At 70.7% G+C, this 24,798-nt stretch carries 20 protein-coding genes; 3 read left to right on the top strand and 17 right to left on the bottom strand.

Annotated features, from left to right (window positions below; genetic code table 11):
* Window positions 1–182: 182 nt before the first annotated feature.
* On the bottom strand, window positions 183–1,319 hold the full coding sequence (locus tag AB6L24_RS28310) for a hypothetical protein (protein ID WP_405659828.1): 1,137 nt from the start codon (window positions 1,317–1,319) through the stop codon (window positions 183–185).
* Between the two features lie 96 nt (window positions 1,320–1,415).
* Between AB6L24_RS28310 and AB6L24_RS28305 the strand changes: the two genes are divergently transcribed.
* A complete protein-coding gene (locus tag AB6L24_RS28305; protein WP_237307436.1) occupies window positions 1,416–1,925 on the top strand; it encodes a MarR family winged helix-turn-helix transcriptional regulator in 510 nt (169 codons plus the stop codon).
* 115 nt (window positions 1,926–2,040) lie between these two features.
* Entirely contained in the window at window positions 2,041–2,397 is a 357-nt protein-coding gene (locus tag AB6L24_RS28300) for a hypothetical protein (protein ID WP_405659826.1), read from the top strand.
* Between the two features lie 90 nt (window positions 2,398–2,487).
* Here the strand turns inward: AB6L24_RS28300 and AB6L24_RS28295 are convergent, their stop codons facing one another.
* Window positions 2,488–3,693, bottom strand: a complete 1,206-nt coding sequence (locus AB6L24_RS28295) for an FAD-dependent oxidoreductase (RefSeq protein WP_405659824.1) — start codon at window positions 3,691–3,693, stop codon at window positions 2,488–2,490.
* A 90-nt stretch (window positions 3,694–3,783) separates the two neighbouring features.
* Window positions 3,784–5,037: an ATP-grasp domain-containing protein gene (locus AB6L24_RS28290; protein ID WP_405659822.1), complete on the bottom strand. Its 1,254-nt coding sequence runs from the start codon at window positions 5,035–5,037 to the stop codon at window positions 3,784–3,786.
* Window positions 5,038–5,250: 213 nt separating this feature from the next.
* Between AB6L24_RS28290 and fahA the strand changes: the two genes are divergently transcribed.
* Complete coding sequence (gene fahA / locus AB6L24_RS28285; protein WP_405659819.1) at window positions 5,251–6,546, top strand: fumarylacetoacetase; 1,296 nt, start codon at window positions 5,251–5,253, stop codon at window positions 6,544–6,546.
* A 209-nt stretch (window positions 6,547–6,755) separates the two neighbouring features.
* Here fahA and recQ read toward each other — a convergent pair whose 3' ends face one another.
* The 14 genes from recQ to AB6L24_RS28215 form a co-directional block, all read right to left on the bottom strand.
* A complete protein-coding gene (gene recQ / locus AB6L24_RS28280; protein WP_405659816.1) occupies window positions 6,756–8,771 on the bottom strand; it encodes a DNA helicase RecQ in 2,016 nt (671 codons plus the stop codon).
* A 247-nt stretch (window positions 8,772–9,018) separates the two neighbouring features.
* Entirely contained in the window at window positions 9,019–10,668 is a 1,650-nt protein-coding gene (gene nuoN, locus AB6L24_RS28275) for an NADH-quinone oxidoreductase subunit NuoN (RefSeq protein WP_405659814.1), read from the bottom strand.
* Window positions 10,665–12,236 carry an NADH-quinone oxidoreductase subunit M gene (locus tag AB6L24_RS28270; RefSeq protein ID WP_380854304.1) on the bottom strand — a complete coding sequence of 524 codons (1,572 nt, stop codon included), beginning with the start codon at window positions 12,234–12,236 and terminating at the stop codon, window positions 10,665–10,667. Before AB6L24_RS28270 ends, nuoN begins: the two co-directional genes overlap by 4 nt.
* Before the next feature lie 5 nt (window positions 12,237–12,241).
* Window positions 12,242–14,143 carry an NADH-quinone oxidoreductase subunit L gene (gene nuoL / locus AB6L24_RS28265; RefSeq protein ID WP_405659811.1) on the bottom strand — a complete coding sequence of 634 codons (1,902 nt, stop codon included), beginning with the start codon at window positions 14,141–14,143 and terminating at the stop codon, window positions 12,242–12,244.
* Window positions 14,144–14,158: 15 nt separating this feature from the next.
* Window positions 14,159–14,458, bottom strand: a complete 300-nt coding sequence (gene nuoK, locus AB6L24_RS28260) for an NADH-quinone oxidoreductase subunit NuoK (RefSeq protein WP_030359114.1) — start codon at window positions 14,456–14,458, stop codon at window positions 14,159–14,161.
* Window positions 14,455–15,348 carry an NADH-quinone oxidoreductase subunit J gene (locus AB6L24_RS28255; protein WP_380854308.1) on the bottom strand — a complete coding sequence of 298 codons (894 nt, stop codon included), beginning with the start codon at window positions 15,346–15,348 and terminating at the stop codon, window positions 14,455–14,457. The genes nuoK and AB6L24_RS28255 overlap by 4 nt, the downstream gene beginning before the upstream one ends.
* Window positions 15,345–16,073 (bottom strand): NADH-quinone oxidoreductase subunit NuoI, encoded by a 729-nt coding sequence (gene nuoI, locus AB6L24_RS28250; protein ID WP_405659809.1) that lies wholly within the window; start codon window positions 16,071–16,073, stop codon window positions 15,345–15,347. Before nuoI ends, AB6L24_RS28255 begins: the two co-directional genes overlap by 4 nt.
* Window positions 16,066–17,454, bottom strand: a complete 1,389-nt coding sequence (gene nuoH, locus AB6L24_RS28245) for an NADH-quinone oxidoreductase subunit NuoH (protein ID WP_405663389.1) — start codon at window positions 17,452–17,454, stop codon at window positions 16,066–16,068. Before nuoH ends, nuoI begins: the two co-directional genes overlap by 8 nt.
* Window positions 17,454–19,967 (bottom strand): NADH-quinone oxidoreductase subunit G, encoded by a 2,514-nt coding sequence (locus AB6L24_RS28240; protein WP_405659807.1) that lies wholly within the window; start codon window positions 19,965–19,967, stop codon window positions 17,454–17,456. Before AB6L24_RS28240 ends, nuoH begins: the two co-directional genes overlap by 1 nt.
* Window positions 19,964–21,331 carry an NADH-quinone oxidoreductase subunit NuoF gene (gene nuoF / locus AB6L24_RS28235; RefSeq protein ID WP_405659804.1) on the bottom strand — a complete coding sequence of 456 codons (1,368 nt, stop codon included), beginning with the start codon at window positions 21,329–21,331 and terminating at the stop codon, window positions 19,964–19,966. The genes AB6L24_RS28240 and nuoF overlap by 4 nt, the downstream gene beginning before the upstream one ends.
* Window positions 21,331–22,188 carry an NADH-quinone oxidoreductase subunit NuoE gene (gene nuoE, locus AB6L24_RS28230; RefSeq protein ID WP_405659802.1) on the bottom strand — a complete coding sequence of 286 codons (858 nt, stop codon included), beginning with the start codon at window positions 22,186–22,188 and terminating at the stop codon, window positions 21,331–21,333. Before nuoE ends, nuoF begins: the two co-directional genes overlap by 1 nt.
* On the bottom strand, window positions 22,185–23,519 hold the full coding sequence (locus AB6L24_RS28225) for an NADH-quinone oxidoreductase subunit D (RefSeq protein WP_405659799.1): 1,335 nt from the start codon (window positions 23,517–23,519) through the stop codon (window positions 22,185–22,187). Before AB6L24_RS28225 ends, nuoE begins: the two co-directional genes overlap by 4 nt.
* Window positions 23,516–24,247 carry an NADH-quinone oxidoreductase subunit C gene (locus AB6L24_RS28220; protein ID WP_405659797.1) on the bottom strand — a complete coding sequence of 244 codons (732 nt, stop codon included), beginning with the start codon at window positions 24,245–24,247 and terminating at the stop codon, window positions 23,516–23,518. The genes AB6L24_RS28225 and AB6L24_RS28220 overlap by 4 nt, the downstream gene beginning before the upstream one ends.
* Window positions 24,244–24,798: an NADH-quinone oxidoreductase subunit B family protein gene (locus tag AB6L24_RS28215; RefSeq protein WP_016640165.1), complete on the bottom strand. Its 555-nt coding sequence runs from the start codon at window positions 24,796–24,798 to the stop codon at window positions 24,244–24,246. The genes AB6L24_RS28220 and AB6L24_RS28215 overlap by 4 nt, the downstream gene beginning before the upstream one ends.

Below are 24,798 nucleotides of genomic sequence, written 5' to 3'. Positions count from 1 at the left end.
CCCGCCTGGCCCGCCACGCCCTGGCCTGCCCCGGCCCGTCGCCCCAGGCTGCCCCGGCCCATCGCGTCCCCGCGTGCTCCAACCCACCACACCCCGGCCCACCCCGGCCCGGCCGCCCCTCGGCCCGCCTTCCCCGTCGACCAGCCCCCTCCGTCACCAGCCCCAGCCCCAACCCCCTCCGACTAGTCCGCCGTCCCCGCCGACACCCCCGCCACACCTCCGCCCGCGTCCAGGCGGGGTATGCGGCGCTGTGCCGCGTACGCCGCCGCCGGATAGCGGGGGTCGGGCCGCAGTGCGTACTCCCGGAGGCAGCCTTCCGTGAACTTGATGACGTGCTCGTCGCCGTGCTCGACGGCCCGGGCGCCCAGTTCGTCGAGCGGGGGCAGGTCGTCGGCCTCGGCCTGCCAGGCCGACGACTCCTCGTCGCGCCGGTCGGTGGTGAAGGCCAGCAGGAAGGCCGACTGGACCTGCCACAGTCGCGCGAGCGTCGGCTCGTACAACTCCTGTGGCAGGTGCGGCAGTACGAGGCGGGCCGCAGCGGGGGCGGTGAGGCCGTGGACGAGGGGGACCGGGAAGACCTCGGGGTGGCCCAGATACACATCGGCGAACTGCAGCGTCATGTCGCTGAGCAGCCGGGACGCCGGGTGCGGTGCCAGCCACTCCAACGACTCCGCGTATCCGGGGAGTCGGTCGAGGGTCTCGATGCGGCCGAGGGCCACGGCTGGTCCACGTGGTCCTTCGAGGGGCACGCGGGGCAGCGCGGCGACGGCCTCCGGGACTGTGCGGGGGCCGTGCAGGGCGGGGGTGCCGGGCAGGGCCCGATACCGGGCGGCCCAGTACGCCAGGCCTCTGGCCAGCTCGTCCAGCTGGAGCGGCGTCGGCTTCTCCCCGGCGACGGAGAGACCCCGCACCGCGTGCGCCGTCCGGATGAGGCCGTGCGTCAGGCCGGCGAAGAGGCCGGGGAGCAGGCGCGGCCACCAGTGGGCGAGGACGTCCCGCCAGGCGGCGGTGGCGAGTTCGCGCGCGAACAGCCGCTCCCAGTCCCCCGCACGGCCGAAATCACCCAGCGCCTGCCGCCACGACGACTCGTCTCCGGGGTCGAGGGCGAAGCGCGCGGCCGGGGGCTCGTGGTGGTCGAGGGCGCGCCGATAGCGCCCGATCCAGCCGGCCACCTCGTCGCCGTGCCCGAGCACCGCGACGGCTTCGGCACCCATGGGCCCGTGGTTGGCGAGGTCGACGCCGACGCCGCGCTCGTACCCGAGGTCCTCCAGTCGTTCCAACGCGTCATTGACGGCTTCGTAGTAGCTGATCGACGGCATGCTCACTCACCTTCAGAAAGCTCGTGGTCCGCACAGGGCTCGTAATACTTTGGATACCCAAACAGTTCGGGGATCCAAACAAACTACACTCGCGGAATGCAGAGCGCGCAAGAACCGGAGCAGCCGGGGGCCGGATCCGCCCAGCACCCCCTCACCCCCGTCGAGATCCGGATCGTGGGGCTCGTGCCGCTCCTGGAGCCGTACTTCCGGGGGGCGGCCGTGAGCGCGCTGATGCCGGAGCCGCTGCGGGAGGCCATGGACAGCCACGGCCTGACCCCGCGTCACGGCGCGGTCCTGCCTCAGCTCCTCGCGGCCGACGGGCCGTTGACCGTCAGCGGCATCGCCGACCGGCTCCAGGTGTCCCTGCCGACGGCGAGCGAACTGGTCGGGGGCCTCGCGCGCGCCGGCATCGTCACGCGCGCCCCGGACGAGACGAACCGCCGCCGGGTCCTCGTGTCCCTCGCCGAGGAGTACCGCCCGCTCCTGGAGTCGTTCGTCGCCCGCCGGGGCGAGCCGCTGCTCCGCGCCCTCGCGGGGCTCCCCGCCGAGCAGCGGGAGGGGTTCATGGCGGGGCTGCGGGCCTGGGTGCGCGAGGTGCAGCAGTAGCGCGGGGAACCGTTCGCGCCGCGCGCACGTCGCACAGGGGCAAGCCGGTCTCCCGTACGCGGGCAGGCCTCCGTACGTCACCTGGCACGAACGTCACCTGACACGAAGGAACGACATGACTCTCCGTCCGGCCCGCAAGCTCGCCCTCACCGCCGCCGCGTCCGCCGCGCTGCTCACGGCGCTGCTCACCTGGCAGGCAGCGGCCGCGGACTCGGACGGCACCGGCAGGGAGTCCCGCCCGGGCGCGGGGGCCGCGGTGTCGGACACGTCGCACACGTCGGACGCCTCGCGTACGAAGACCGGCAAGGAGTCCCCCACGACGCCCGGCAAGAAGCCCGGCAAGGCGCCCGCCAAGGCGTCGGACACCACGACCGGCGAGGTCGAGCACGGCGGGACCGACGCGGCGGGGTACTGGACGCCGGAGCGCATGCGCGACGCCCAGCCCGCGCCGATGCCGGTGGTCGAGCGCTGAGCCCTGACCTCCCGGACGCCGGCCGCCGGACCCTGGGCCGAGCCCGGACGGTGACGGTCGAGCACTGGGCCCGGCGCGCCGGGCCCGCATTCACACCCCCCGGTGGGCCGCCGCCAGATGCCCCGCAAGACGCGGCGAGGCGAACTCCGTGCCGCACACGAACCGCATCACCGGTCCGTACGACGACCCGGCGAGCATGCCCGTGAAGTACAGGCCGGGGACCGAAGAGACATAGCCCGCGCCCAGCTTGGGCGTGCCGCGACTGGTGGCGAGGCGGGCGCGCAGGCCGTGGCCGAGGAAGCTGAGGGCGGCGAGGTCCACGCGATAGCCCGTCGCCGCGATGACGTGGTCGGCCGCCAGCTCCCTGGCCCGGCCGCCGAGGGTCTCGAGGCTGAGGACGGGGCGGCCGTCGCGGGTGCCCGTCGTCACGATGCGCCGCACCTCGCGCGCCTCGACCTTCCGCTCGAACCGCTCCCGCAGCCACCAGGCGCCGAGCGGGCCGAGGACGCGACGGGTGAGGTAGTGCCGCGTGGCGGCGGGGAGGTGGCGGTACCCCCCGGCGTGATAGCTGAACGCGTACAGCGACCAGGCGCGGCCGAACGGGGACTCCGGGCGCAGCTTCGGCTGGTCCCACGGCGGCGCGCCGAACGCCACCGAGCGCCGCCCGCGCGCCACCACGCGCACCCGCGCGCCCGCCTCCGCCGCGAGCACCGCCGTCTCCAGGGCGGACTGCCCGGCGCCGACGACGAGCAGGTCCTGGCCCGCGTACCGCGTGAGGTCGTGGTGCTGTGCGCTGTGCGAGACGGGGCCCGCGGGCGAGGGGCCGTCCGGCACGGCCGCGGCCAGCTCGGACGGGAGCCGCGACAGGCCGGACAGGCCGGTGGCGACGACGACCGCGCGGGCGGTGAACTGCTCCCCGGAGTCCAGCTTCAGCTCGAAGCCGCCGCCCGGCCGGGCGTCGACGGAGACCACCCGCACCCGCTCCAGGTCGGGCACGATCTTCTGCTGGAACCACTGGCCGTACCCGACGAACGTCTCGACGGGGATGATGTCCTCGTCCGTGACGAGGCGGGGCAGGCCCGCCGCGTCGCAGTAGTCGACGAGGGTGTGGCCGGGCTGCGGGGCGTCGATGTTCGACGCCACGGGTGTCGACTTGAGGAGCATCCCCGCGGGCATGTGCGCCTGCCAGCTCACCATCGGCTCGCCGAACACGCGCACCGGGATGCCCCGGGCCCTCAGATGCGCCGCCGTGGACAGGCCGTAGGGGCCCGCACCGATGACGGCGACCGGTTGCACTGGTTGCGCTGATTGCGCTGATTGCGCTGGTTGATTCACGAAGTCCCTCCCCAGGACGTCCTGTGCGCCGTGCCGTCGCACGGCGCACCGTCACTTCGTGGTCGTGCCGCCGCGGCGGTTGGTCCGCCACAGCTGGAACAGATGCTTCGCTCCTGGCCGTACGAAGCGCGCGAGCATGGTGAAGACCGGCAGCATGTCGTCCGCCGCGAGCCACGCCAGCTCCGTGCCGCTGGCGCGGGACGGCGCGTGCGGTGTCACATAGCCGCTGCGGCGGTAGGCGAGATAGGCGGGCAGGTCGATGTTCTCCACGACATAGCGGTGCCCCGCGCGCTGCTCCCCCTCGGGGACGGGGCGGCCGGTCAGATGCAGATGCATCGCCCGGACGACGTCGATCCCCGACTCGCTCTCGAAGAGGCGGAACTGGGCGCCCATGCGTGGGTTGAAGTCGAGCAGTTTGTACTGACCGTCGCGGCGGTCGAAGCGGAGGTCGAGGTCGATGACTCCGGTGAAGCCGATCTCTTTGATGAAACGCGCGGCGAGATCCGCGAGTTCCGGGTTGTCGACGACGTACGCCATCGCCGTCATCCCCGCGTGCGGCGGCCAGGAACGGACCTTCACGCCGGTGAACAGGGCGAGCGGGGCGGAGTCCGTGTCGAAGTAGGCGTGCACGACCCAGTCCTCGGCCTGCTCGCGCGGCAGATACTCCTGGAGGATCACACCGGGCCGCTCGCCCCAGTCGCGGGCCAGCTCCAGCAGGCCCGCGGACGTGTTGATGCGGGTGGTGCCGTTCACGGCGGGCTGTTGACGGCGCTGGAACGCCTCCCGGTTCTTGGCCACGACCGGGAACCGTGCCGTCGCGGCGAACTTCTCCACGTCCTCCTGACTCTGCGGGCACACCGACGCGGGCGAGGACAGGCCGTGCTCCACGCACAGCTCGTGCAGCCCTTGCTTGCTGGCGAGGCGCCGCGGCAGCGCGGGCGTGACCGGCGGGAACAGGAAGCCTCCGAAGTCCGCGTCCCGCAACTCCCGCTGGTGCTCGGCGATCAGCACCGCCGCTTCCTCGTCCGTCGGGATCAGCACCGTCGGCCTGCCGATCCGCCGCCCGATCCGCAGCAGGCCCTCCACCAGATACGCGGGGTCCTCGACGCCGGTGGTCGGCCAGGGGAACGCACGGGTGAGGTAGCGGGACGCGGCCGCGGGCGTGTGCCGGTCCTCGGTGATCGCGTACATGGGGATGCCGAGCCGTCCCAGGCTGCGGATCGCCCCCACACCGCCGTGGTGCAGCGGATAGTCGCCGAACTTCACAAGCAGTCCGGGCACTTCGCGGTCAGGCCTTAATCCCATGCCGCCGCCTGAAATGGTCACGGGTCCCCCCACGTGTCCGTCTGCGCCGAACCGGACCCACCCCTGTCCGTGTCCCCCTAAAGGAAGCTATGCAGGAACTGACCGTTCCACTCCTGGTTCATCCGGACATTGCGAACTCTTTAGACACTGCCCCCGGAGAGGCATCCCACGTAACGTGTGGGGCACTCAGACCGGAAAGCGAGGCAGGCACGCATGTCCGAGCAGAACCCGCTCGACCTCCCCGAGGGCGACCCCTTCGGCCCGCACAACCTTCCGTACGGAGTCTTCTCCCCGGCCGGGTCCGCCACGGACTCCGCGACCGGGTCGGCGCCCGGAGCAGCGCCCGGTGCCGCCGCCTCGGACGGCCGTCGGGTCGGCGTCCGCATCGGCTCGTACGTCCTGGACGCGGGCGCGGCCGCCGCCGCCCTCGGCTCGCCCTATGTCTCGCTGCTCGCCCAGCCCACGCTGGGTCCGCTGCTCGCCGCCGGACGCCGGACGTGGAGCGACGTCCGCCGCGCCCTCACCGCCTGGGTGACGGTCCCCGCCCACCGCGACGCCGTCCGCCCGCTGCTCCACCCCCTCTCCGACGTCACCCTGCACCTGCCCTTCGAGGTCGCGGACTACGTCGACTTCTACGCCTCCGAGCACCACGCGTCGAACCTGGGCCGGATGTTCCGCCCGGACGCGCCCACGCCGCTGACCCCCAACTGGAAGCACCTGCCCATCGGTTACCACGGCCGGTCCGGCACCGTCGTGGTCTCCGGCACGGACGTGGTGCGCCCCACCGGTCAGCGCAAGACGCCCGCCGACACCGCGCCCCTCTTCGGCCCGTCCACCAAGCTCGACATCGAGGCCGAGGTCGGCTTCGTCGTCGGCGCGCCGTCCACGCTCGGGACCCCCGTGCCCCTCACGGACTTCCGCGAGCACGTCTTCGGCCTCTGCCTGCTGAACGACTGGTCCGCCCGCGACCTCCAGGCCTGGGAGTACGTCCCCCTCGGCCCCTTCCTCGGCAAGTCCTTCGCCACCTCCGTCTCGGCCTGGATCACGCCCCTGGAGGCCCTGGACGCCGCCCGCGTCGCCCCGCCCGCGCGCACCGAGCCCCTGCTGCCCTACCTCGACGACTCCGCCGAGTCCGTCGCGGACGAGCCCGGCGGCTACGACCTCCGCATCACCGTCTCCCTCAACGGCCACGTCATCTCCGAACCCCCCTTCTCCACCGTCTACTGGACCGCCGCGCAGCAGCTCACCCACATGACCGTCAACGGCGCTTCGCTCCGCACCGGTGACCTCTACGGCTCCGGCACCGTCAGCGGACCCTCCCCCGAGCAGTTCGGCTCCCTCATCGAGCTGACCTGGAACGGGCGGGATCCGCTCGAACTCCCCGACGGCAAGCGGACGTTCCTCGAGGACGGCGACGTCGTCACGATGACCGCGTGGGCCCCCGGCCCCGACGGGACCCGGGTGGGCCTCGGGGAGGTCACGGGGCGGATCGCGGCTACGCGGGGCTGAGGCCCGGGGGGCCTCGCGGGTGCGCCCCAGGCCCACCCCTTTCCCGCAACTGGGGCTCCGCCCCAGACCCCCGCTCCTCAATCGCCGGAGGGGCTATTCATAGCCCGTCCGGCGATTGAGGACGAGGCGCGAAGCGCCGACAGCGGGGGTCCGGGGTCGCAGCCCCCGGTTTCGGGAAGGGGCGGGATCGGGGAAAGCCCCGCCAGGGCCTACTCCCCCACCCCCGCCACCACCTCCAGCACACCCTCCCCATACGTGGCCAACTTCTTCTCGCCGACCCCGCCGATGCCCCCCAGCTCCCCGACGGAGGCGGGCCGCACCGTGGCGATCTCCCGCAACGTCGCGTCATGGAAGATCACGTAGGCGGGAACCCCCAGCTCACGGGCCTGCGCGGCCCGCCAGGCCCGCAGCGCCTCGAAGACGGGCACGGCCTCGGGCGCAAGCTCGGCCACAGCGGCGGCGGCCCGCGCCCTGCGCTCACCCTTGGAGCCGGAACGCGCCGCGGTGGCGGGCTTCTTGGGCTCCTTGCGCAGGGGCACCTCGCGCTGTCGGCCGAGCACGGAGCCACTCGCCTCGGTGAGCACCAACGTGCCGTACTCCCCCTCGACCGCGAGCAGCCCCTGGGCGAGCAACTGCCGGACCACGCCCCGCCATTCGCCCTCGCCGAGCTCCTCGCCGATGCCGAAGACGGAGAGCTGGTCGTGGTCGAACTGGATGATCTTGGCGGTTCTGCGGCCCAGGAGGATGTCGATGATCTGGCCGGCGCCGAACTTCTGGCCGCGCTCCCGCTGCAGCCGCACGACGGTCGACAGGAGCTTCTGCGCGGCCACCGTGCCGTCCCAGGTCTCGGGCGGGGTGAGACAGGTGTCGCAGTTCCCGCAGGACTCGGCGGTGGGGTCCTGGCCGAAGTAGGTCAGGAGCTGGGCGCGGCGGCACTGGGCCGTCTCGCACAGCGCAAGCATGGCGTCCAGGTGCGCGGCGGCCCGGCGCCGGAACGCCTCGTCGCCCTCGCTGCCCTGGATGAGCTTGCGCTGCTGGACGACGTCCTGCAGGCCGTACGCCATCCAGGCCGTGGAGGGCATGCCGTCGCGGCCCGCGCGGCCCGTCTCCTGGTAGTATCCCTCGACCGACTTGGGCAGGTCGAGGTGGGCGACGAAGCGGACGTCCGGCTTGTCGATGCCCATGCCGAAGGCGATCGTGGCGACGACCACCAGGCCGTCCTCGCGCAGGAACCGCGACTGGTGCAGCGCGCGTGTGCCGCTGTCGAGTCCCGCGTGGTACGGCACCGCCTCCACGCCGTGGGCGCGGAGGAAGTCGGCGGTGCGCTCCACGCCGTTGCGCGAGAGGCAGTAGACGATGCCCGCGTCGCCCTCGTGCTCCTCCTTCAGGAAGGTGAGGAGCTGCTTCTTCGGGTCCGCCTTGGGCACGATCCGGTACTGGATGTTCGGCCGGTCGAAGCTCGCCACGAAGTGCTTGGCGTCGGGCATGGCCAGGCGCTGGGTGATCTCCTGGTGCGTGGCGTCCGTGGCGGTCGCCGTCAGGGCGATGCGGGGCACGTCCGGCCAGCGCTCGCCGAGGACGGACAGGGACAGGTAGTCGGGGCGGAAGTCGTGGCCCCACTGAGCGACGCAGTGCGCCTCGTCGATGGCGAAGACGGAGATCGTGGCCCGGGAGAGCAGGCCGAGCGTGGCGTCCAGGCGCAGCCGCTCCGGCGCCAGGTAGAGCACGTCGAGCTCGCCCGCGAGCAGCTCGGCCTCCACCACCCGGCGCTCGTCGAAGTCCTGCGTGGAGTTCATGAACCCGGCCCGCACGCCGAGCGCCCTGAGCGCGTCCACCTGGTCCTGCATCAGCGCGATGAGCGGGGAGACCACGACGCCGGTGCCGGGGCGGACCAGGGCCGGGATCTGGTAGCACAGGGACTTGCCGCCGCCGGTCGGCATGAGGACGACGGCGTCGCCGCCCGCGACCACATGGTCGATGATCGCTTCCTGCTCGCCGCGGAAGGAGTCGTACCCGAAGACGCGGTGCAGTGTCTCCAGCGCGTTGCCCGCGGCTACCCGGCCGGAGCCCGCGCCGGAGCCCGCACCCGCTCCGGCGCCCGGGTGCGCGTCCGCGAACGGATCCTCGCCGGGGTCGCCGAACGGGTCCTCCTCCGCGTCCCCGAAGGGGTCGTCGAACGGGTCCGGCTCCGCGAACCGACTCGCGCCCTCGTCCATCTCAGTCATGCCACCGATCCCATACATCGCCCAGCCCCCGTACGTCACGCCTCGACCACCGCGTGCTTCCACCACTGCGTCCACGATAGGGGTCCGCGCCGACAGCCCACGAAGTTATCCACAGGCCGGCCCCCGCGGTGTGAGGATTGCGCCACCCCTGGCACCGCCGGTCCCCGCACACGCCACCGCCCGGCCTCCCGCGAGCTGCGGGAGGCCGGGCGGTGGCGTACGAGGCGGGCGGGGCCGGAGCCCTCGCCTAGCGGACGAAGACTCCCGACTGGCTGGCCAGATCGAGGAAGTACTGCGGCGCCACACCGAGCACCAGCGTCACCGCGACGCCGAGCCCGATCGCCGTCATCGTCAGCGGCGACGGCACGGCGACCGTCGGGCCGTCCGCCTTCGGCTCGCTGAAGAACATCAGGACGATCACGCGGATGTAGAAGAACGCCGCGATCGCGGACGAGATCACACCGACCACGACCAGCGCGCCCGCGCCGCCCTCGGCGGCCGCCTTGAACACCGCGAACTTGCCCGAGAACCCGGAGGTCAGCGGGATGCCCGCGAAGGCGAGGAGGAAGACGGCGAACACCGCGGCGACCAGTGGTGAGCGGCGGCCGAGCCCCGCCCACTTCGACAGGTGTGTCGCCTCGCCGCCCGCGTCCCGCACCAGCGTGACCACCGCGAACGCGCCGATCGTCACGAAGGAGTACGCGCCCAGGTAGAACAGGACCGACGAGACGCCGTCCTTCGTGGTCGCGATGACACCCGCGAGGATGAAGCCCGCGTGCGCGATCGACGAGTACGCGAGGAGCCGCTTGATGTCGGTCTGGGTGATCGCGACGATCGCGCCGCCCAGCATCGTGATCACGGCGACGCCGTACATCACCGGCCGCCAGTCCCAGCGCAGGCCCGGGAGCACGACGTAGAGCAGCCGCAGGAGCGCGCCGAACGCGGCCACCTTCGTCGCCGCCGCCATGAAGCCCGTCACCGGCGTGGGCGCGCCCTGGTAGACGTCGGGCGTCCACATGTGGAACGGCACCGCGCCGACCTTGAAGAGCAGGCCCATCACGATCATCGCGGAGCCGATGAGGAGCAGCGCGTCGTTGCCCATGGTGCCCGCGAGGGCGGGGTCGACCGTGGTGATCGTGCCGTCGACGACCTTGGCGACCGTGCCGTACGACACCGAGCCCGCGTAGCCGTAGATCAGCGCGATGCCGAACAGCGTGAACGCGGAGGCGAAGGCGCCGAGGAGGAAGTACTTCACGGCCGCTTCCTGCGACATGAGCCGCTTGCGGCGCGCCAGGGCGCACAGCAGGTACAGCGGCAGCGAGAAGACTTCCAGGGCGATGAAGAACGTCAGCAGGTCGTTCGCCGACGGGAAGACCAGCATGCCGCCGATGGCGAACAGTGCCAGCGGGAACACCTCGGTGGTGGTGAACCCGGCCTTGGTGGCGGCCTGTTCGCCCGCGCTGCCCGGCATGGACCCGGCCTGCGCCACGAAGGAGTCGACGCGATTGCCGTGCGCCACCGGATCGAGCTTGCGCTCCGCGAAGGTGAAGATCGCGACCAGGCCGGCGAGGAGAATGGTGCCCTGGAGGAAGAGCGCGGGACCGTCGACGGCGATGGCTCCCATCGCCGCGATGCGGGCCTTCGTGGTGCCGTAGCCCCCGGCCGCGAGGGCGACGACCGCGGCGAAGGCCGCGGCGAGGGCGACGACGGACACGAACAGCTGGGCGTAGTAACGGGACTTGCGCGGCACGAAGGCTTCGATGAGCACTCCGATGACGGCGGCACCGATGACGATCAGGGTCGGTGCCAGCTGGCCGTACTCGATGTTCGGCGCGTCGATCTTGTCGATCGGCTCGGCCGCCGTTGTCCACAGGCTGTGGACGGCTGTCGCACTCACTTGGCGGCCTCCACCTCGGGCTTGGGGTCCTTCTTCTGGACGTCGGACATGGTGTGCTTGACCGCGGGGTTCACCAGCTCCGTGACCGGCTTCGGATAGACGCCGAGGACGATCAGGAGGGCGATCAGCGGGGCCACCACGGCCAGCTCGCGCACCTTCAGGTCGGGCATCGACGCGACCTCCGGCTTCACCGGGCCCGTCATCGTCCGCTGGTAGAGCACGAGGGTGTAGAGCGCGGCGAGGACGATGCCGAAGGTGGCGATGATCCCGACCGCCGGGTAGCGCGCGAACGTGCCCACCAGGACCAGGAACTCACTCACGAACGGCGCGAGCCCCGGCAGCGACAGCGTGGCCAGACCGCCGATCAGGAACGTGCCCGCGAGCACCGGCGCGACCTTCTGCACTCCTCCGTAGTCCGCGATCAGACGCGAGCCGCGGCGCGAGATGAGGAAGCCGGCGACCAGCATCAGGGCGGCCGTGGAGAGGCCGTGGTTGACCATGTAGAGCGTCGCGCCGGACTGCCCCTGGGACGTCATCGCGAAGATGCCGAGGATGATGAACCCGAAGTGCGAGATCGACGCGTACGCCACCAGGCGCTTGATGTCGCGCTGACCGACGGCGAGCAGCGCTCCGTAGATGATGCTGATCAGGGCGAGCACCAGGATCGCCGGTGTCGCCCACTTGCTGGCCTCCGGGAACAGCTGGAGGCAGAAGCGCAGCATCGCGAACGTACCGACCTTGTCGACCACCGCCGTGATCAGCACGGCGACCGGGGCCGTGGCCTCGCCCATCGCGTTCGGCAGCCAGGTGTGCAGCGGCCACAGCGGGGCCTTCACCGCGAAGGCGAAGAAGAACCCGAGGAACAGCAGCCGCTCGGTGTTGGTCGCCATGTCCAGCGACCCGTTGGCCCGCGCTTCGGCGATCTCCTGGAGCGAGAAGTTCCCGGCGACCACGTAGAGCCCGATCACGGCGGCCAGCATGATGAGGCCGCCGACCAGGTTGTAGAGCAGGAACTTCACGGCCGCGTAGGAGCGCTGCGCCGAGGCGTTCTCGTCGCTGCCCGCGTGGGCGCGGTCTCCGAAGCCGCCGATGAGGAAGTACATCGGGATGAGCATGGCTTCGAAGAAGATGTAGAAGAGGAAGACGTCGGTGGCCTCGAAGGAGATGATCACCATCGCCTCGACGGCCAGGATCAGGGCGAAGAAGCCCTGAGTCGGCCGCCAGCGCGACGACTTGGTCTCCAGAGGATCGGCGTCGTGCCAGCCCGCCAGGATGATGAAGGGGATCAACAGGGCGGTGAGCGCGATCAGGGCGACGCCGATGCCGTCGACGCCCAGTTCGTACCGCACCCCGAAGTCACTGATCCAGGCGCGCGATTCGGTCAGTTGATAGCGGTCGCCGTCCGGGTCGAACCGGACGGCCACCACGACGGCCAGCACGAGCGTGGCCAGCGAGAAGAACAGCGCGAGCCACTTGGCGGCGGTCCGCCGTGCGGCCGGGACGGCCGCCGTGGCGATCGCGCCGACCGCGGGAAGCGCGGCCGTCGCTGTCAGCAGAGGAAACGACATCGGTATCAGACCGCCCTCATCAGCAGGGTCGCGGCGATGAGGACCGCCACGCCGCCGAACATCGAGACCGCGTAGCTGCGGGCGTAGCCGTTCTGCAGCTTGCGCAGCCGTCCGGAGAGCCCGCCGACCGAGGCCGCCGTGCCATTGACCACGCCGTCCACCAGGGTGTGGTCGACGTACACCAGGGAGCGCGTGAGGTGTTCGCCGCCGCGCACCAGGACCACGTGGTTGAAGTCGTCCTGGAGCAGGTCGCGGCGGGCCGCGCGGGTGAGCAGCGAGCCGCGCGGGGCCACCGAGGGCACCGGCCGCCTGCCGTACTGGAGCCAGGCCAGGGTGACGCCGATGACCAGGACCACCATCGTGGCGCCCGTGACCGTGGCGGCGCTCAGCGGGGAGTCGCCGTGGTCGTGGTGGGTGACCGGCTCCAGCCAGTGCATGAAGCGGTCGCCGATGCTGAAGAAGCCACCCGCGAACACCGAGCCGACGGCGAGCAGGATCATCGGGATCGTCATGGACTTCGGCGACTCGTGCGGATGCGGCTGCTTGCCCTCCGCGTCCGGCTCCCAGCGCTTCTCGCCGAAGAAGGTCATGATCATCACGCGGGTCATGTAGTACGCCGTGATGGCCGCGCCGAGCAGCGCCACGGAGCCGAGGATCCAGCCCTCCGTGCCGCCCTTGGCGAACGCCGCCTCGATGATCTTGTCCTTGGAGAAGAAGCCGGACAGGCCGGGGAAGCCGATGATGGCGAGATAGCCGAGGCCGAAGGTCACGAAGGTCACCGGCATGTACTTCCGGAGACCGCCGTACTTCCGCATGTCCACCTCGTCGTTCATGCCGTGCATGACCGACCCTGCGCCGAGGAAGAGCCCGGCCTTGAAGAAGCCGTGCGTCACCAGGTGCATGATCGCGAAGACGTAGCCGATGGGGCCGAGGCCCGCGGCCAGGATCATGTAGCCGATCTGGGACATCGTCGACCCGGCGAGGGCCTTCTTGATGTCGTCCTTCGCGCAACCGACGATCGCACCGAAGAGGAGCGTCACGGCGCCCACGACGGTGACCGCCAACTGTGCGTCCGGAGCGCCGTTGAAGATCGCTCCGGAGCGCACGATCAGATACACACCTGCGGTCACCATCGTCGCCGCGTGGATCAGGGCCGAGACCGGGGTCGGGCCCTCCATCGCGTCCCCGAGCCAGGACTGCAGCGGCACCTGTGCGGACTTGCCGCACGCCGCGAGCAACAGCATCAGGCCGATCGCCGTCAGCTTGCCCTCGCTCGTCTCACCGGACGCCTCCAGGACGGGCCCGAAGGCGAACGTCCCGAAGGTGGTGAACATCAGCATGATGGCGATCGACAGGCCCATGTCGCCGACGCGGTTGACCAGGAAGGCCTTCTTGGCCGCCGTGGCCGCGCTGGGCTTGTGCTGCCAGAAGCCGATCAGGAGGTACGAGGCGAGGCCCACGCCCTCCCAGCCGACGTACAGGAGCAGGTAGTTGTCGGCGAGGACGAGCAGGAGCATCGCCGCGAGGAACAGGTTCAGGTAGCCGAAGAAGCGGCGGCGCCGCTCGTCGTGCTCCATGTACCCGATCGAGTACAGGTGGATCAGGGTGCCCACGCCGGAGATCAGCAGGACGAACGTCACCGACAGCTGGTCGAGCTGGAAGGCGACGTCCGCCTGGAAGCCCTCGACGGGGATCCAGCTGAACAGGTGCTGGTTCAGGGTCCGGTCCTCGACCCCCTTGCCCAGCATGTCGGTGAAGAGCACAAGCCCGATCACGAAGGAGACGGCCGCGAGCGCCGTGCCGAGCCAGTGGCCCACCCGGTCGAGGCGGCGCCCGCCGCACAGCAGTACGGCCGCTCCGAGCAGAGGCGCCGCCACCAGCAGCGCAATCAAGTTCTCTGTGTTCACGGTTCTAGCGACCCCTTACAGCTTCATCAGGCTGGCGTCGTCGACCGAGGCCGAGTGACGGGAGCGGAACAGCGACACGATGATCGCGAGCCCGACCACGACTTCCGCCGCCGCGACGACCATCGTGAAGAAGGCGATGATCTGGCCGTCCAAGTTGCCGTGCAGCCGGGCGAAGGCGACGAACGCGAGGTTGCAGGCGTTCAGCATCAGCTCGACGCACATGAAGACGACGATCACGTTCCGCCGGATCAGCACGCCGGTGGCGCCGATGGCGAACAGCAGGGCCGCCAGATACAGGTAGTTGACCGGATTCACTTCGACGCCTCCTCGGTCTGCTCGCCCGCCGCGGCGGCGACGGGGTCGGACCCGGAGTCGCCCGCACCGCTCCGGCCGGTGTCCGGCCGGACCGATCCGGGCCGCTCCAGACGGTCGGCGGCACGCTGCTCCAGGGCCCGCAGGTCGTTCAGCGCCTCGCTGGAGACGTCCCGGATCTGGCCGCGCTCCCGCAGCGTCTGGTTGACCGTCAGCTCCGAAGGAGTGCCGTCCGGGAGCAGGCCCGCGATGTCCACCGCGTTGTGCCGGGCGTACACACCCGGGGCCGGCAGCGGCGGCAGGTGCTTGCCCTCGCGCACGCGCTCCTCGGCGCGCTCGCGCTGGGTCTTGGCGCGCTCGGTGCGCTCGCGGTGGGTGAGGACCATCGCGCCGACCGTCGCCGTGATCAGCAGGGCGCCGGTGATCTCGAAGGCGAAGACGTACTTCGTGAAGATGAGGGACGCGAGGCCCTCCACGTTGCCGCCCTCGTTGGCCTTGGCCAGGCCGTTGAAGTCCTTCAGGGACGCGTTGCCGATGCCCGCGAACAGCAGGATGGCGAAGCCGAGTCCGCACAGGGCGGCCAGCCAGCGCTGGCCCTTGATGGTCTCCTTCAGGGAGTCGGCGGCGGTGACGCCGACGAGCATGACCACGAAGAGGAACAGCATCATGATCGCGCCCGTGTAGACCACGATCTGCACGATGCCCAGGAAGTACGCCCCGTTGGCCAGGTAGAACACCGCGAGGATGATCATGGTCCCGGCGAGGCAGAGCGCGCTGTGCACCGCCTTGCGCATCAGGATCGTGCACAGCGCGCCGATCACGGCGACCGTGGCGAGCACCCAGAACTGGACGGCCTCGCCGGTGGAGGTGGTGTAGGCCGCGAGGGCGGTCATGCGCCCACCCCCTGCTCGCGCGAGGCCCCGGCCCCTTCGCCGGAGCCGGATCCCTCGGCGGCGTCGTCCCCGGATGCGGGCTTCTCGCCCTTGGAGACGGCCACTTGGGGCACCGTGCCCGGCGCGGCCTGGGTGACAAGACCGCGGTAGTAGTCGCCCTCGTCCATGCCGGGGTAGATCGCGTGCGGCGAGTCGACCATGTCCTCTTCGAGGCCGGCGAGCAGCTGCTCCTTGGTGTAGATCAGGTTCTCGCGGCTGCTGTCGGCGAGCTCGAACTCGTTCGTCATCGTCAGCGCGCGCGTGGGGCACGCCTCGATGCACAGGCCGCAGAGGATGCAGCGGGCGTAGTTGATCTGGTAGACGCGGCCGTACCGCTCGCCCGGGGAGTAGCGCTCCTCGTCGGTGTTGTCCGCGCCCTCCACATAGATGGCGTCCGCGGGACAGGCCCAGGCGCACAGCTCGCAGCCGACGCATTTCTCTAGGCCGTCCGGATGGCGGTTGAGCTGGTGCCGGCCGTGGAACCGGGGTGCGGTGGTCTTCTGCTGTTCCGGATACTGCTCGGTCAGCCGCTTCTTGAACATGGCCTTGAAGGTCACGCCGAAGCCCGCGACGGGGTTCTGGAACCCCTGGTTGGACTGGTTCGACTGCTGCGGGTCGGCCGCCTGCTGCTGCTCGGGCAGCTGCGAGCGCTTGGGCCGGTCCGGCATGTTCGACTGCTCAGCCATCGGACGCCTCCTTTCCGTCACTTTGAGTATCGGGCCCACCACTGACAATCAACTCCCGCTCATGGCGCGGGCGTCGGCGCGGCACCGGCGGCAGGGTCTGTCCGGGCAGCGGCGGCACGGGGAATCCCCCGGCCATCGGGTCGAAGGCGGCGGATTCCTCGGGCGGGGAAGCCGCGATCTCCTGCTTCTCACGCTTGTCGCGGAAGATGTCCACGAGTACGGAGAGCAACAACAGGGCGAGCACACCGCCGCCTACGTAGAGCGCGATCTCGCTGAAGTCGTAGTCCTCGTTGCGCAGTGCCCGCACCGTGGCGACGAGCATCAGCCACACCACCGACACCGGGATGAGGACCTTCCAGCCGAGCTTCATCAGCTGGTCGTAGCGCACGCGGGGCAGCGTGCCGCGCAGCCAGATGAAGAAGAACAACAGCAGCTGGACCTTGAGCACGAACCAGGCCATCGGCCACCAGCCGTGGTTCGCGCCCTCCCAGAAGGTGCTGATGGGCCATGGAGCCCGCCAGCCGCCCAGGAAGAGCGTCACGGACACGGCCGAGACGGTGATCATGTTGATGTACTCGGCGAGCATGAAGATCGCGAACTTGATCGACGAGTACTCGGTGTTGAAGCCGCCGACGAGGTCGCCCTCGGACTCCGGCATGTCGAACGGAGCGCGGTTGGTCTCGCCGACCATCGTCACGATGTAGATCAGGAACGAGACCGGGAGCAGCAGGACGTACCAGCGGCCCTCCTGCGCCTCCACGATCCGCGACGTCGACATCGACCCGGAGTACAGGAAGACGGAGGCGAACGCGGCGCCCATCGCGATCTCGTAGGAGATCATCTGCGCGCACGAGCGGAGCCCGCCGAGCAGCGGGTACGTCGAGCCGGAGCTCCAGCCCGCGAGCACGATGCCGTAGATGCCGACCGAGGCGACCGCGAGGATGTAGAGCATCGCGATCGGCAGGTCGGTGAGCTGCATCGTGGTGCGCTGCCCGAAGATCGACACTTCGTTGCCCGCGGGGCCGAAGGGGATCACCGCGATCGCCATGAAGGCGGGGATCGCGGCGACCACCGGCGCGAGGATGTAGACCACCTTGTCCGCGCGCTTGACGACCAGGTCCTCCTTGAGCATCAGCTTGATGCCGTCCGCGAGGGACTGCAGCATGCCCCAGGGGCCGTGCCGGTTCGGGCCGATGCGCAGCTGCATCCAGGCCACGACCTTGCGCTCCCACACGATGGAGAACAGCACCATCACCATCAGGAACGCGAAGCAGAAGACGGCCTTCAGGCCGATCAGCCACCAGGGGTCCCTGCCGAACATCGACAGGTCCTCGGCCGCGAGCGGCACCGATGCCTGCGCGGTGTGCACTGCCTGAAGCATCACGACGTCACCTCCGTGGCCTCGGCGTGGGCCACCAGACCGGCCGGGCCGACGCGGACCAGATCGCCCGGACGGGCGCCGGTGTCCGACGTGACGCCTCCCCCGGTCGAGTTCAGCGGGAGCCAGACCACCCGGTCGGGCATCTGGGTGACAAGGAGCGGCAGCGTGGTCGTGCCCGCGGGACCGGTGACGGTGAGCGTGTCGCCGCCCTTGACGCCGACCTCGGCCGCGGTGGCCGCCGAGAGCCGGGCCACCGCGGCGTGCCGCGTCCCGGCGAGCGCGTCGTCGCCCTCCTGGAGGCGGCCCTGGTCGAGCAGCAGCCGGTGACCGGCGAGCACGGCCTCACCGGCGGCGGGCCGGGGCGGCTGGGCGCCGGTCTCGAGCGGCTCGGTGGCGTGCGGCCCGTCCCAGCCGCCGAGCCGGTCCAGCTCGCGCCGGATCGCCAGCAGGTCGGGCAGGCCTAGGTGGATGTCGCCCGCGTCGGCCAGCATGTGCAGGACACGGGCGTCCGCCGGGGACGACTTGCGGGTCATCTGGTCCGGCTTCAGCGCGGCCTCGAAAAGCCGGGCCCTGCCCTCCCAGTTGAGGAACGTGCCCGGCTTCTCCGCGACGGCTGCCACCGGAAGGACCACGTCGGCACGTTCCGTCACCTCGCTCGGCCGCAGCTCCAGGGAGACCAGGAAGCCGACCTCGTCGAGGGCGGCACGCGCGCGTGCCGGGTCGGGCAGGTCGGCGACGTCCACGCCCGCGACGAGCAGCGCGCCCAGTTCGCCGGTCGCCGCGGCCTCGATGATCTGGCCGGTGTCCCGGCCGTAGCGGTGCGGGAGTTCGGCGACGCCCCAGGCACCGGCGACCTCGTCCCGCGCGCGCGGGTCGGTGGCCGGGCGGCCGCCCGGGAGCAGCGACGGCACGGCGCCCGCCTCGATCGCCCCGCGCTCGCCCGCGCGGCGCGGAATCCACACCAGCTGCGCGCCGGTCGCGGACGCGGCCCGCACGGCGGCGGTGAGCCCGCCCCGTACCGCCGCGAGCCGCTCCCCGACCACGATCACGGCGCCTTCGGAGCGCAGCGCCTCGGCGGCCTTCGCGCCGTCGTCCGCGAGGCCCACGCCCGCGGCGAGCGCGTCCAGCCACTCGGTCTCGGTGCCGGGCGCGGCCGGAAGCAGCGTGCCACCGGCCTTCTCCAGGCCGCGGGTGGCGTACGTGGCGAGCGAGAAGGTGCGCTGGCCGTGCTTGCGCCAGGCCTTGCGCAGCCGCAGGAAGACGCCGGGCGCCTCCTCCTCGGACTCCATCCCGACGAGCAGCACCGCCGGGGCCTTCTCCAGCGTGCTGTACGTGACGCCGGTGCCGTCGAGGTCCCGGCCGCGCCCGGCGACACGCGCCGCGAGGAAGTCGGCCTCCTCGCTGCTGTGCACCCGCGCGCGGAAGTCGATGTCGTTCGTACCGAGCGCCACGCGCGCGTACTTGCTGTACGCGTAGGCGTCCTCCACGGTGAGCCGGCCGCCGGTCAGCACTCCGGCCCGGCCACGGGCGGCGGCGAGGCCCTTGGCGGCCGTCTCCAGGGCCTCGGGCCACGAAGCCGGCACCAACTGCCCGGATTCGGCGTCCCGCACCAGGGGCGTGGTCAGCCGGTCCGGCTTCTGCGCGTACCGGAATCCGAAGCGCCCCTTGTCGCAGATCCACTCCTCGTTGACCTCGGGGTCGTCCTGCGCGAGCCGCCGCATGACCTTGCCGCGCCGGTGGTCGGTGCGCGTCGCGCAACCGCCCGCGCAGTGCTCGCACACCGAAGGCGACGACACCAGGTCGAAGGGGCGCGACCGGAAGCGGTACGCGTGCGAGGTGAGCGCGCCCACCGGGCAGATCTGGATGGTGTTCCCGGAGAAGTACGACTCGAAGGGATCACCCTCACCCGTGCCGACCTGCTGGAGCGCGCCGCGCTCGATCAGCTCGATCATCGGGTCGCCCGCGATCTGGTTGGAGAAGCGGGTGCAGCGCGCGCACAGCACGCACCGCTCACGGTCGAGCAGCACCTGCGTGGAGATCGGCACGGGCTTCTCGTACGTGCGCTTCTTGCCCTCGAACCGGGAGTCCGGGTCGCCGACCTGCATCGCCTGGTTCTGCAGCGGGCACTCGCCGCCCTTGTCGCAGACCGGGCAGTCCAGCGGGTGGTTGATGAGGAGCAGCTCCATCACACCGCGCTGCGACTTCTCGGCGACCGGCGACGTCAGCTGCGACTTCACCACCATGCCGTCGGTGCAGGTGATGGTGCAGGAGGCCATCGGCTTGCGCTGGCCCTCGACCTCGACGATGCACTGACGGCAGGCACCGGCGGGGTCGAGCAGCGGGTGGTCGCAGAAGCGCGGGATCTCGATGCCGAGGAGCTCGGCGGCGCGGATCACCAAGGTGCCCTTGGGGACGCTGATCTCGATGCCGTCGATCGTCAGCGAGACCAGGTCCTCGGGCGGTACGGCCGCTTCCCCGCCCCCGGAGGGAGCGCTGTTTGTGGTCACTGTCATGCGTTCACCTCCGTGTGGATGTCGGGCCGGCCGCGGTCGGCCCAGAGCGTGGACTTGGCGGGGTCGAAGGGGCAGCCCCGGCCGGTGATGTGCTGCTCGTACTCCTCGCGGAAGTACTTCAGCGAGGAGAAGATCGGCGAGGCGGCGCCGTCGCCGAGGGCGCAGAAGGACTTGCCGTTGATGTTGTCGGCGATGTCGTTCAGCTTGTCGAGGTCGGACATGACGCCCTTGCCTGCCTCGATGTCGCGCAGCAACTGCACCAGCCAGTACGTCCCTTCGCGGCAGGGCGTGCACTTGCCGCAGGACTCGTGGGCGTAGAACTCGGTCCAGCGCGTCACGGCCCGCACCACGCAGGTCGTCTCGTCGAAGCACTGCAGGGCCTTGGTGCCGAGCATGGATCCGGCGGCGCCCACGCCCTCGTAGTCGAGCGGCACGTCGAGGTGCTCGTCGGTGAACATCGGCGTCGAGGAGCCGCCGGGCGTCCAGAACTTGAGGCGGTGGCCCGCGCGCATGCCGCCGCTCATGTCGAGGAGCTGGCGCAGGGTGATGCCGAGCGGGGCCTCGTACTGGCCGGGCGAGGTGACGTGCCCGCTGAGCGAATAGAGCGTGAAGCCGGGCGACTTCTCGCTGCCCATCGACTTGAACCAGTCTTTTCCGCGATGCAGGATCGCGGGAACCGACGCGATCGACTCGACGTTGTTGACAACAGTGGGGCATGCGTAGAGGCCCGCGACCGCAGGGAAAGGGGGACGGAGTCGCGGCTGGCCACGGCGGCCTTCCAGCGAGTCGAGCAGCGCGGTCTCCTCACCACAGATGTACGCGCCCGCGCCCGCGTGCACGGTGAGTTCGAGGTCGAGTCCGCTGCCGAGGACGTTCTTGCCGAGATAGCCCGCCGCATAGGCCTCACGGACGGCCTCGTGCAACCGCCGCAGGACGGGGACGACTTCACCCCGCAGATAGATGAACGCATGCGAAGACCGGATCGCGTAACAGGCGATCACGATGCCCTCGATGAGGCTGTGCGGGTTCGCGAAGAGGAGCGGGATGTCCTTGCACGTCCCGGGCTCCGACTCGTCGGCGTTGACAACTAGATAGTGCGGTTTGCCGTCGCCCTGCGGAATGAACTGCCACTTCATTCCGGTGGGGAAGCCCGCGCCGCCGCGGCCGCGCAGGCCCGAGTCCTTCACATAGGCGATCAGGTCGTCCGGCGCCATGGCGAGCGCCTTGCGCAGCCCCTCGTAGCCGTCGTGGCGGCGGTAGGTCTCCAGCGTCCAGGACTTGTCCTCGTCCCAGAAGGCGGAGAGCACCGGCGCGAGCAGCTTCTCCGGGCTGGTCTCGTTGTCGATCTCGGCGGCCAACGTCATCACTCCCCCTCCTCGGCTGACGGACCGGCCGGGTGGGCCGGGTCGGAGGCCGAGGTCTGCTGCGGCGCGTCGTGCGAACTGAGGTGCTCGCTGGGCGACGGGTCGTGCGGCTGGGTGTCCTCCGGTCCGCCCGCACGCGGGTGGACCACGCGCGCGGGGGACACCTCGCCCTTGGCCAGGCGCAGTCCGATCAGCGAGGCGGGGCCCGCGCCGCCGGTCGCGTCGACGGCGCCGGGGCGCTCGTCGGGGAAGCCCGCGAGGATCCGGGCCGTCTCCTTGAAGGTGCACAGGGGGGCGCCGCGGGTGGGTTCGACCTGGGCGCCGGAGCGCAGGTCGTCGACGAGGCGCTTGGCGCTGCCCGGGGTCTGGTTGTCGAAGAACTCCCAGTTGACCATCACCACGGGGGCGAAGTCGCAGGCAGCGTTGCACTCGATGTGCTCCAGCGTCACCTTGCCGTCGTCGGTGGTCTCGCCGTTGCCGACGCCCAGGTGCTCCTGGAGGGCCTCGAAGATGGCGTCGCCGCCCATGACCGCGCACAGCGTGTTGGTGCAGACACCGACCTGGTAGTCGCCGGAGGGCTTGCGGCGGTACATGGTGTAGAAGGTCGCGACCGCCGTCACCTCCGCGGTGGTCAGGTCCAGCATGTCCGCGCAGAACTGCATGCCGGTGCGGGTCACATGGCCTTCCTCCGACTGCACCAGGTGCAGCAGCGGAAGGAGCGCCGAGCGGGAGTCGGGGTAGCGGGCGATGAGTTCGCGCGCGTCGGTTTCGAGGCGGGCGCGGACGTCGTCCGGGTAGTCCGGCGGGGGCAGTTGGGGCATGCCCAGGCTGACGCCCTCGGGGGAACTGGTGGTCACCGGTCGACGCCTCCCATCACGGGGTCGATGGACGCGACGGCGACGATGACATCGGCGACCTGGCCGCCCTCGCACATCGCCGCCATGGCCTGCAGATTGGTGAAGGACGGGTCGCGGAAGTGGACCCGGTAGGGGCGGGTGCCGCCGTCGGAGACGACGTGCACGCCCAGTTCGCCCTTGGGCGACTCCACGGCGGCGTAGGCCTGTCCGGGCGGGACCCGGAAGCCCTCCGTCACCAGCTTGAAGTGGTGGATCAGGGCCTCCATGGAGGTGCCCATGATCTTCTTGATGTGGTCGAGCGAGTTGCCGAGGCCGTCGGGGCCGAGGGCCAGCTGGGCGGGCCAGGCGATCTTCTTGTCGGCGACCATGACCGGGCCCGGCTCCAGGCGGTCCAGGCACTGCTCGATGATGCGGAGCGACTGGCGCATCTCCTCCAGGCGGATCAGGAAGCGCCCGTAGGAGTCGCAGGTGTCGGCGGTGGGGACGTCGAAGTCGTACGTCTCGTAGCCGCAGTAGGGCTCGGCCTTGCGCAGGTCGTGCGGGAGGCCGGCCGAGCGCAGGACCGGTCCGGTGGCGCCGAGGGCCATGCAGCCGGACAGGTCCAGGTAGCCGACGTCCTGCATGCGAGCCTTGAAGATGGGGTTTCCGGTGGCGAGCTTGTCGTACTCCGGAAGGTTCTTGTGCATCTTCTTCACGAACTCGCGGATCTGGTCCACCGCGCCGGGCGGCAGGTCCTGGGCGAGTCCGCCGGGCCGGATGTACGCGTGGTTCATGCGCAGGCCGGTGATCAGCTCGTAGATGTCGAGAATGAGTTCACGATCGCGGAAGCCGTAGATCATGATCGTCGTCGCGCCGAGTTCCATGCCGCCGGTGGCGATGCAGACCAGGTGCGAGGACATCCGGTTCAGCTCCATCAGGAGCACCCGGAGGATCGTGGCGCGGTCGGGGATCTGGTCCTCGATGCCGAGCAGCTTCTCCACGCCCAGGCAGTACGCCGTCTCGTTGAAGAACGGCGTCAGATAGTCCATGCGCGTGACGAACGTGGTGCCCTGGGTCCAGGTGCGGTACTCCAGGTTCTTCTCGATGCCCGTGTGCAGGTAGCCGATGCCGCAGCGGGCCTCGGAGACCGTCTCGCCCTCGATCTCCAGGATGAGCCGGAGCACGCCGTGCGTGGAGGGGTGCTGCGGCCCCATGTTGACGACGATGCGCTCGTCGTCGGCCCTCGCCGCGGACTGGACGACCTCGTCCCAGTCGCCGCCGGTGACGGTGTAGACGGTGCCTTCCGTCGTGGCGCGGGGGGTTGCGTGGGGAGCGGTGTGAGGAGAAGTCACGAGTACGACCTCCGCTGGTCCGGAGCCGGGATCTGGGCGCCCTTGTATTCGACGGGGATGCCGCCGAGTGGGTAGTCCTTGCGCTGCGGGAAGCCCTGCCAGTCGTCCGGCATCATGATCCGCGTGAGGGCCGGGTGGCCGTCGAAGACAAGACCGAAGAAGTCGTACGTCTCGCGCTCGTGCCAGTCGTTCGTCGGATAGACGGCGACGAGCGAGGGGACGTGCGGATCGGCGTCCGGGGCGCTGACCTCGATGCGGATCAGGCGGTTGTGGGTGATCGAGCGCAGATGGTAGACCGCGTGCAGCTCGCGGCCCTTGTCCTCCAGGAAGTGCACGCCGCTGACGCCCGTGCACAGCTCGAAGCGCAGCGCCGGGTCGTCGCGCAGGGTGCGGGCGACCCGCACGAGGTGCTCGCGCGCGATGTGGAAGGTCAGCTCGCCGCGGTCGACGACCGTCTTCTCGATGGCGTTCTCGGGGACGAGGCCCTGTTCCTCCAGAGCGCCTTCGAGTTCGTCGGCCACCTCGTCGAACCAGCCGCCGTAGGGGCGCGAGGAGGCGCCGGGCAGGGTGATGGTGCGGACGAGGCCGCCGTACCCGGAGGTGTCGCCGCCGTTGTCGGCGCCGAACATGCCCCTGCGGACGCCGATGACGTCGCCGGAGGTGTCACGGGGGGCGGGCACCGTGCCCTCGGGCTGCTCGCCGGTGCCGTTCACGTGCGCGTCGCTCACCGCAGCAGACCCTTCATCTCGATGGTGGGGAGGGCCTTGAGGGCCGCCTCCTCCGCCTCACGGGCCGCTTCCTCGGCGTTCACGCCGAGCTTGGAGGTCTGGATCTTCTGGTGCAGCTTGAGGATCGCGTCCATCAGCATCTCGGGCCGGGGCGGACAGCCGGGCAGATAGATGTCGACCGGGACGACGTGGTCCACGCCCTGCACGATCGCGTAGTTGTTGAACATCCCGCCCGACGAGGCGCAGACCCCCATGGAGATGACCCACTTGGGGTTCGGCATCTGGTCGTAGACCTGGCGCAGGACGGGCGCCATCTTCTGGCTCACGCGCCCCGCCACGATCATCAGATCCGCCTGCCGCGGCGAGCCGCGGAAGACCTCCATGCCGAAGCGCGCCAGGTCGTAGCGCCCGGCGCCGGTCGTCATCATCTCGATGGCGCAGCACGCGAGGCCGAACGTGGCCGGGAAGACGGATGACTTGCGCACCCACCCGGCGGCCTGCTCGACGGTGGTCAGCAGGAATCCGCTCGGGAGTTTCTCTTCGAGTCCCAT

The organism is Streptomyces sp. RK9 (assembly GCF_045070545.1).
GTDB classification, from domain to species: Bacteria; Actinomycetota; Actinomycetes; order Streptomycetales; family Streptomycetaceae; genus Streptomyces; species Streptomyces alboflavus.
The sequence above is the reverse complement of the archived record's forward strand: the minus strand, read 5'-3'. Positions and strand labels throughout refer to the sequence as shown.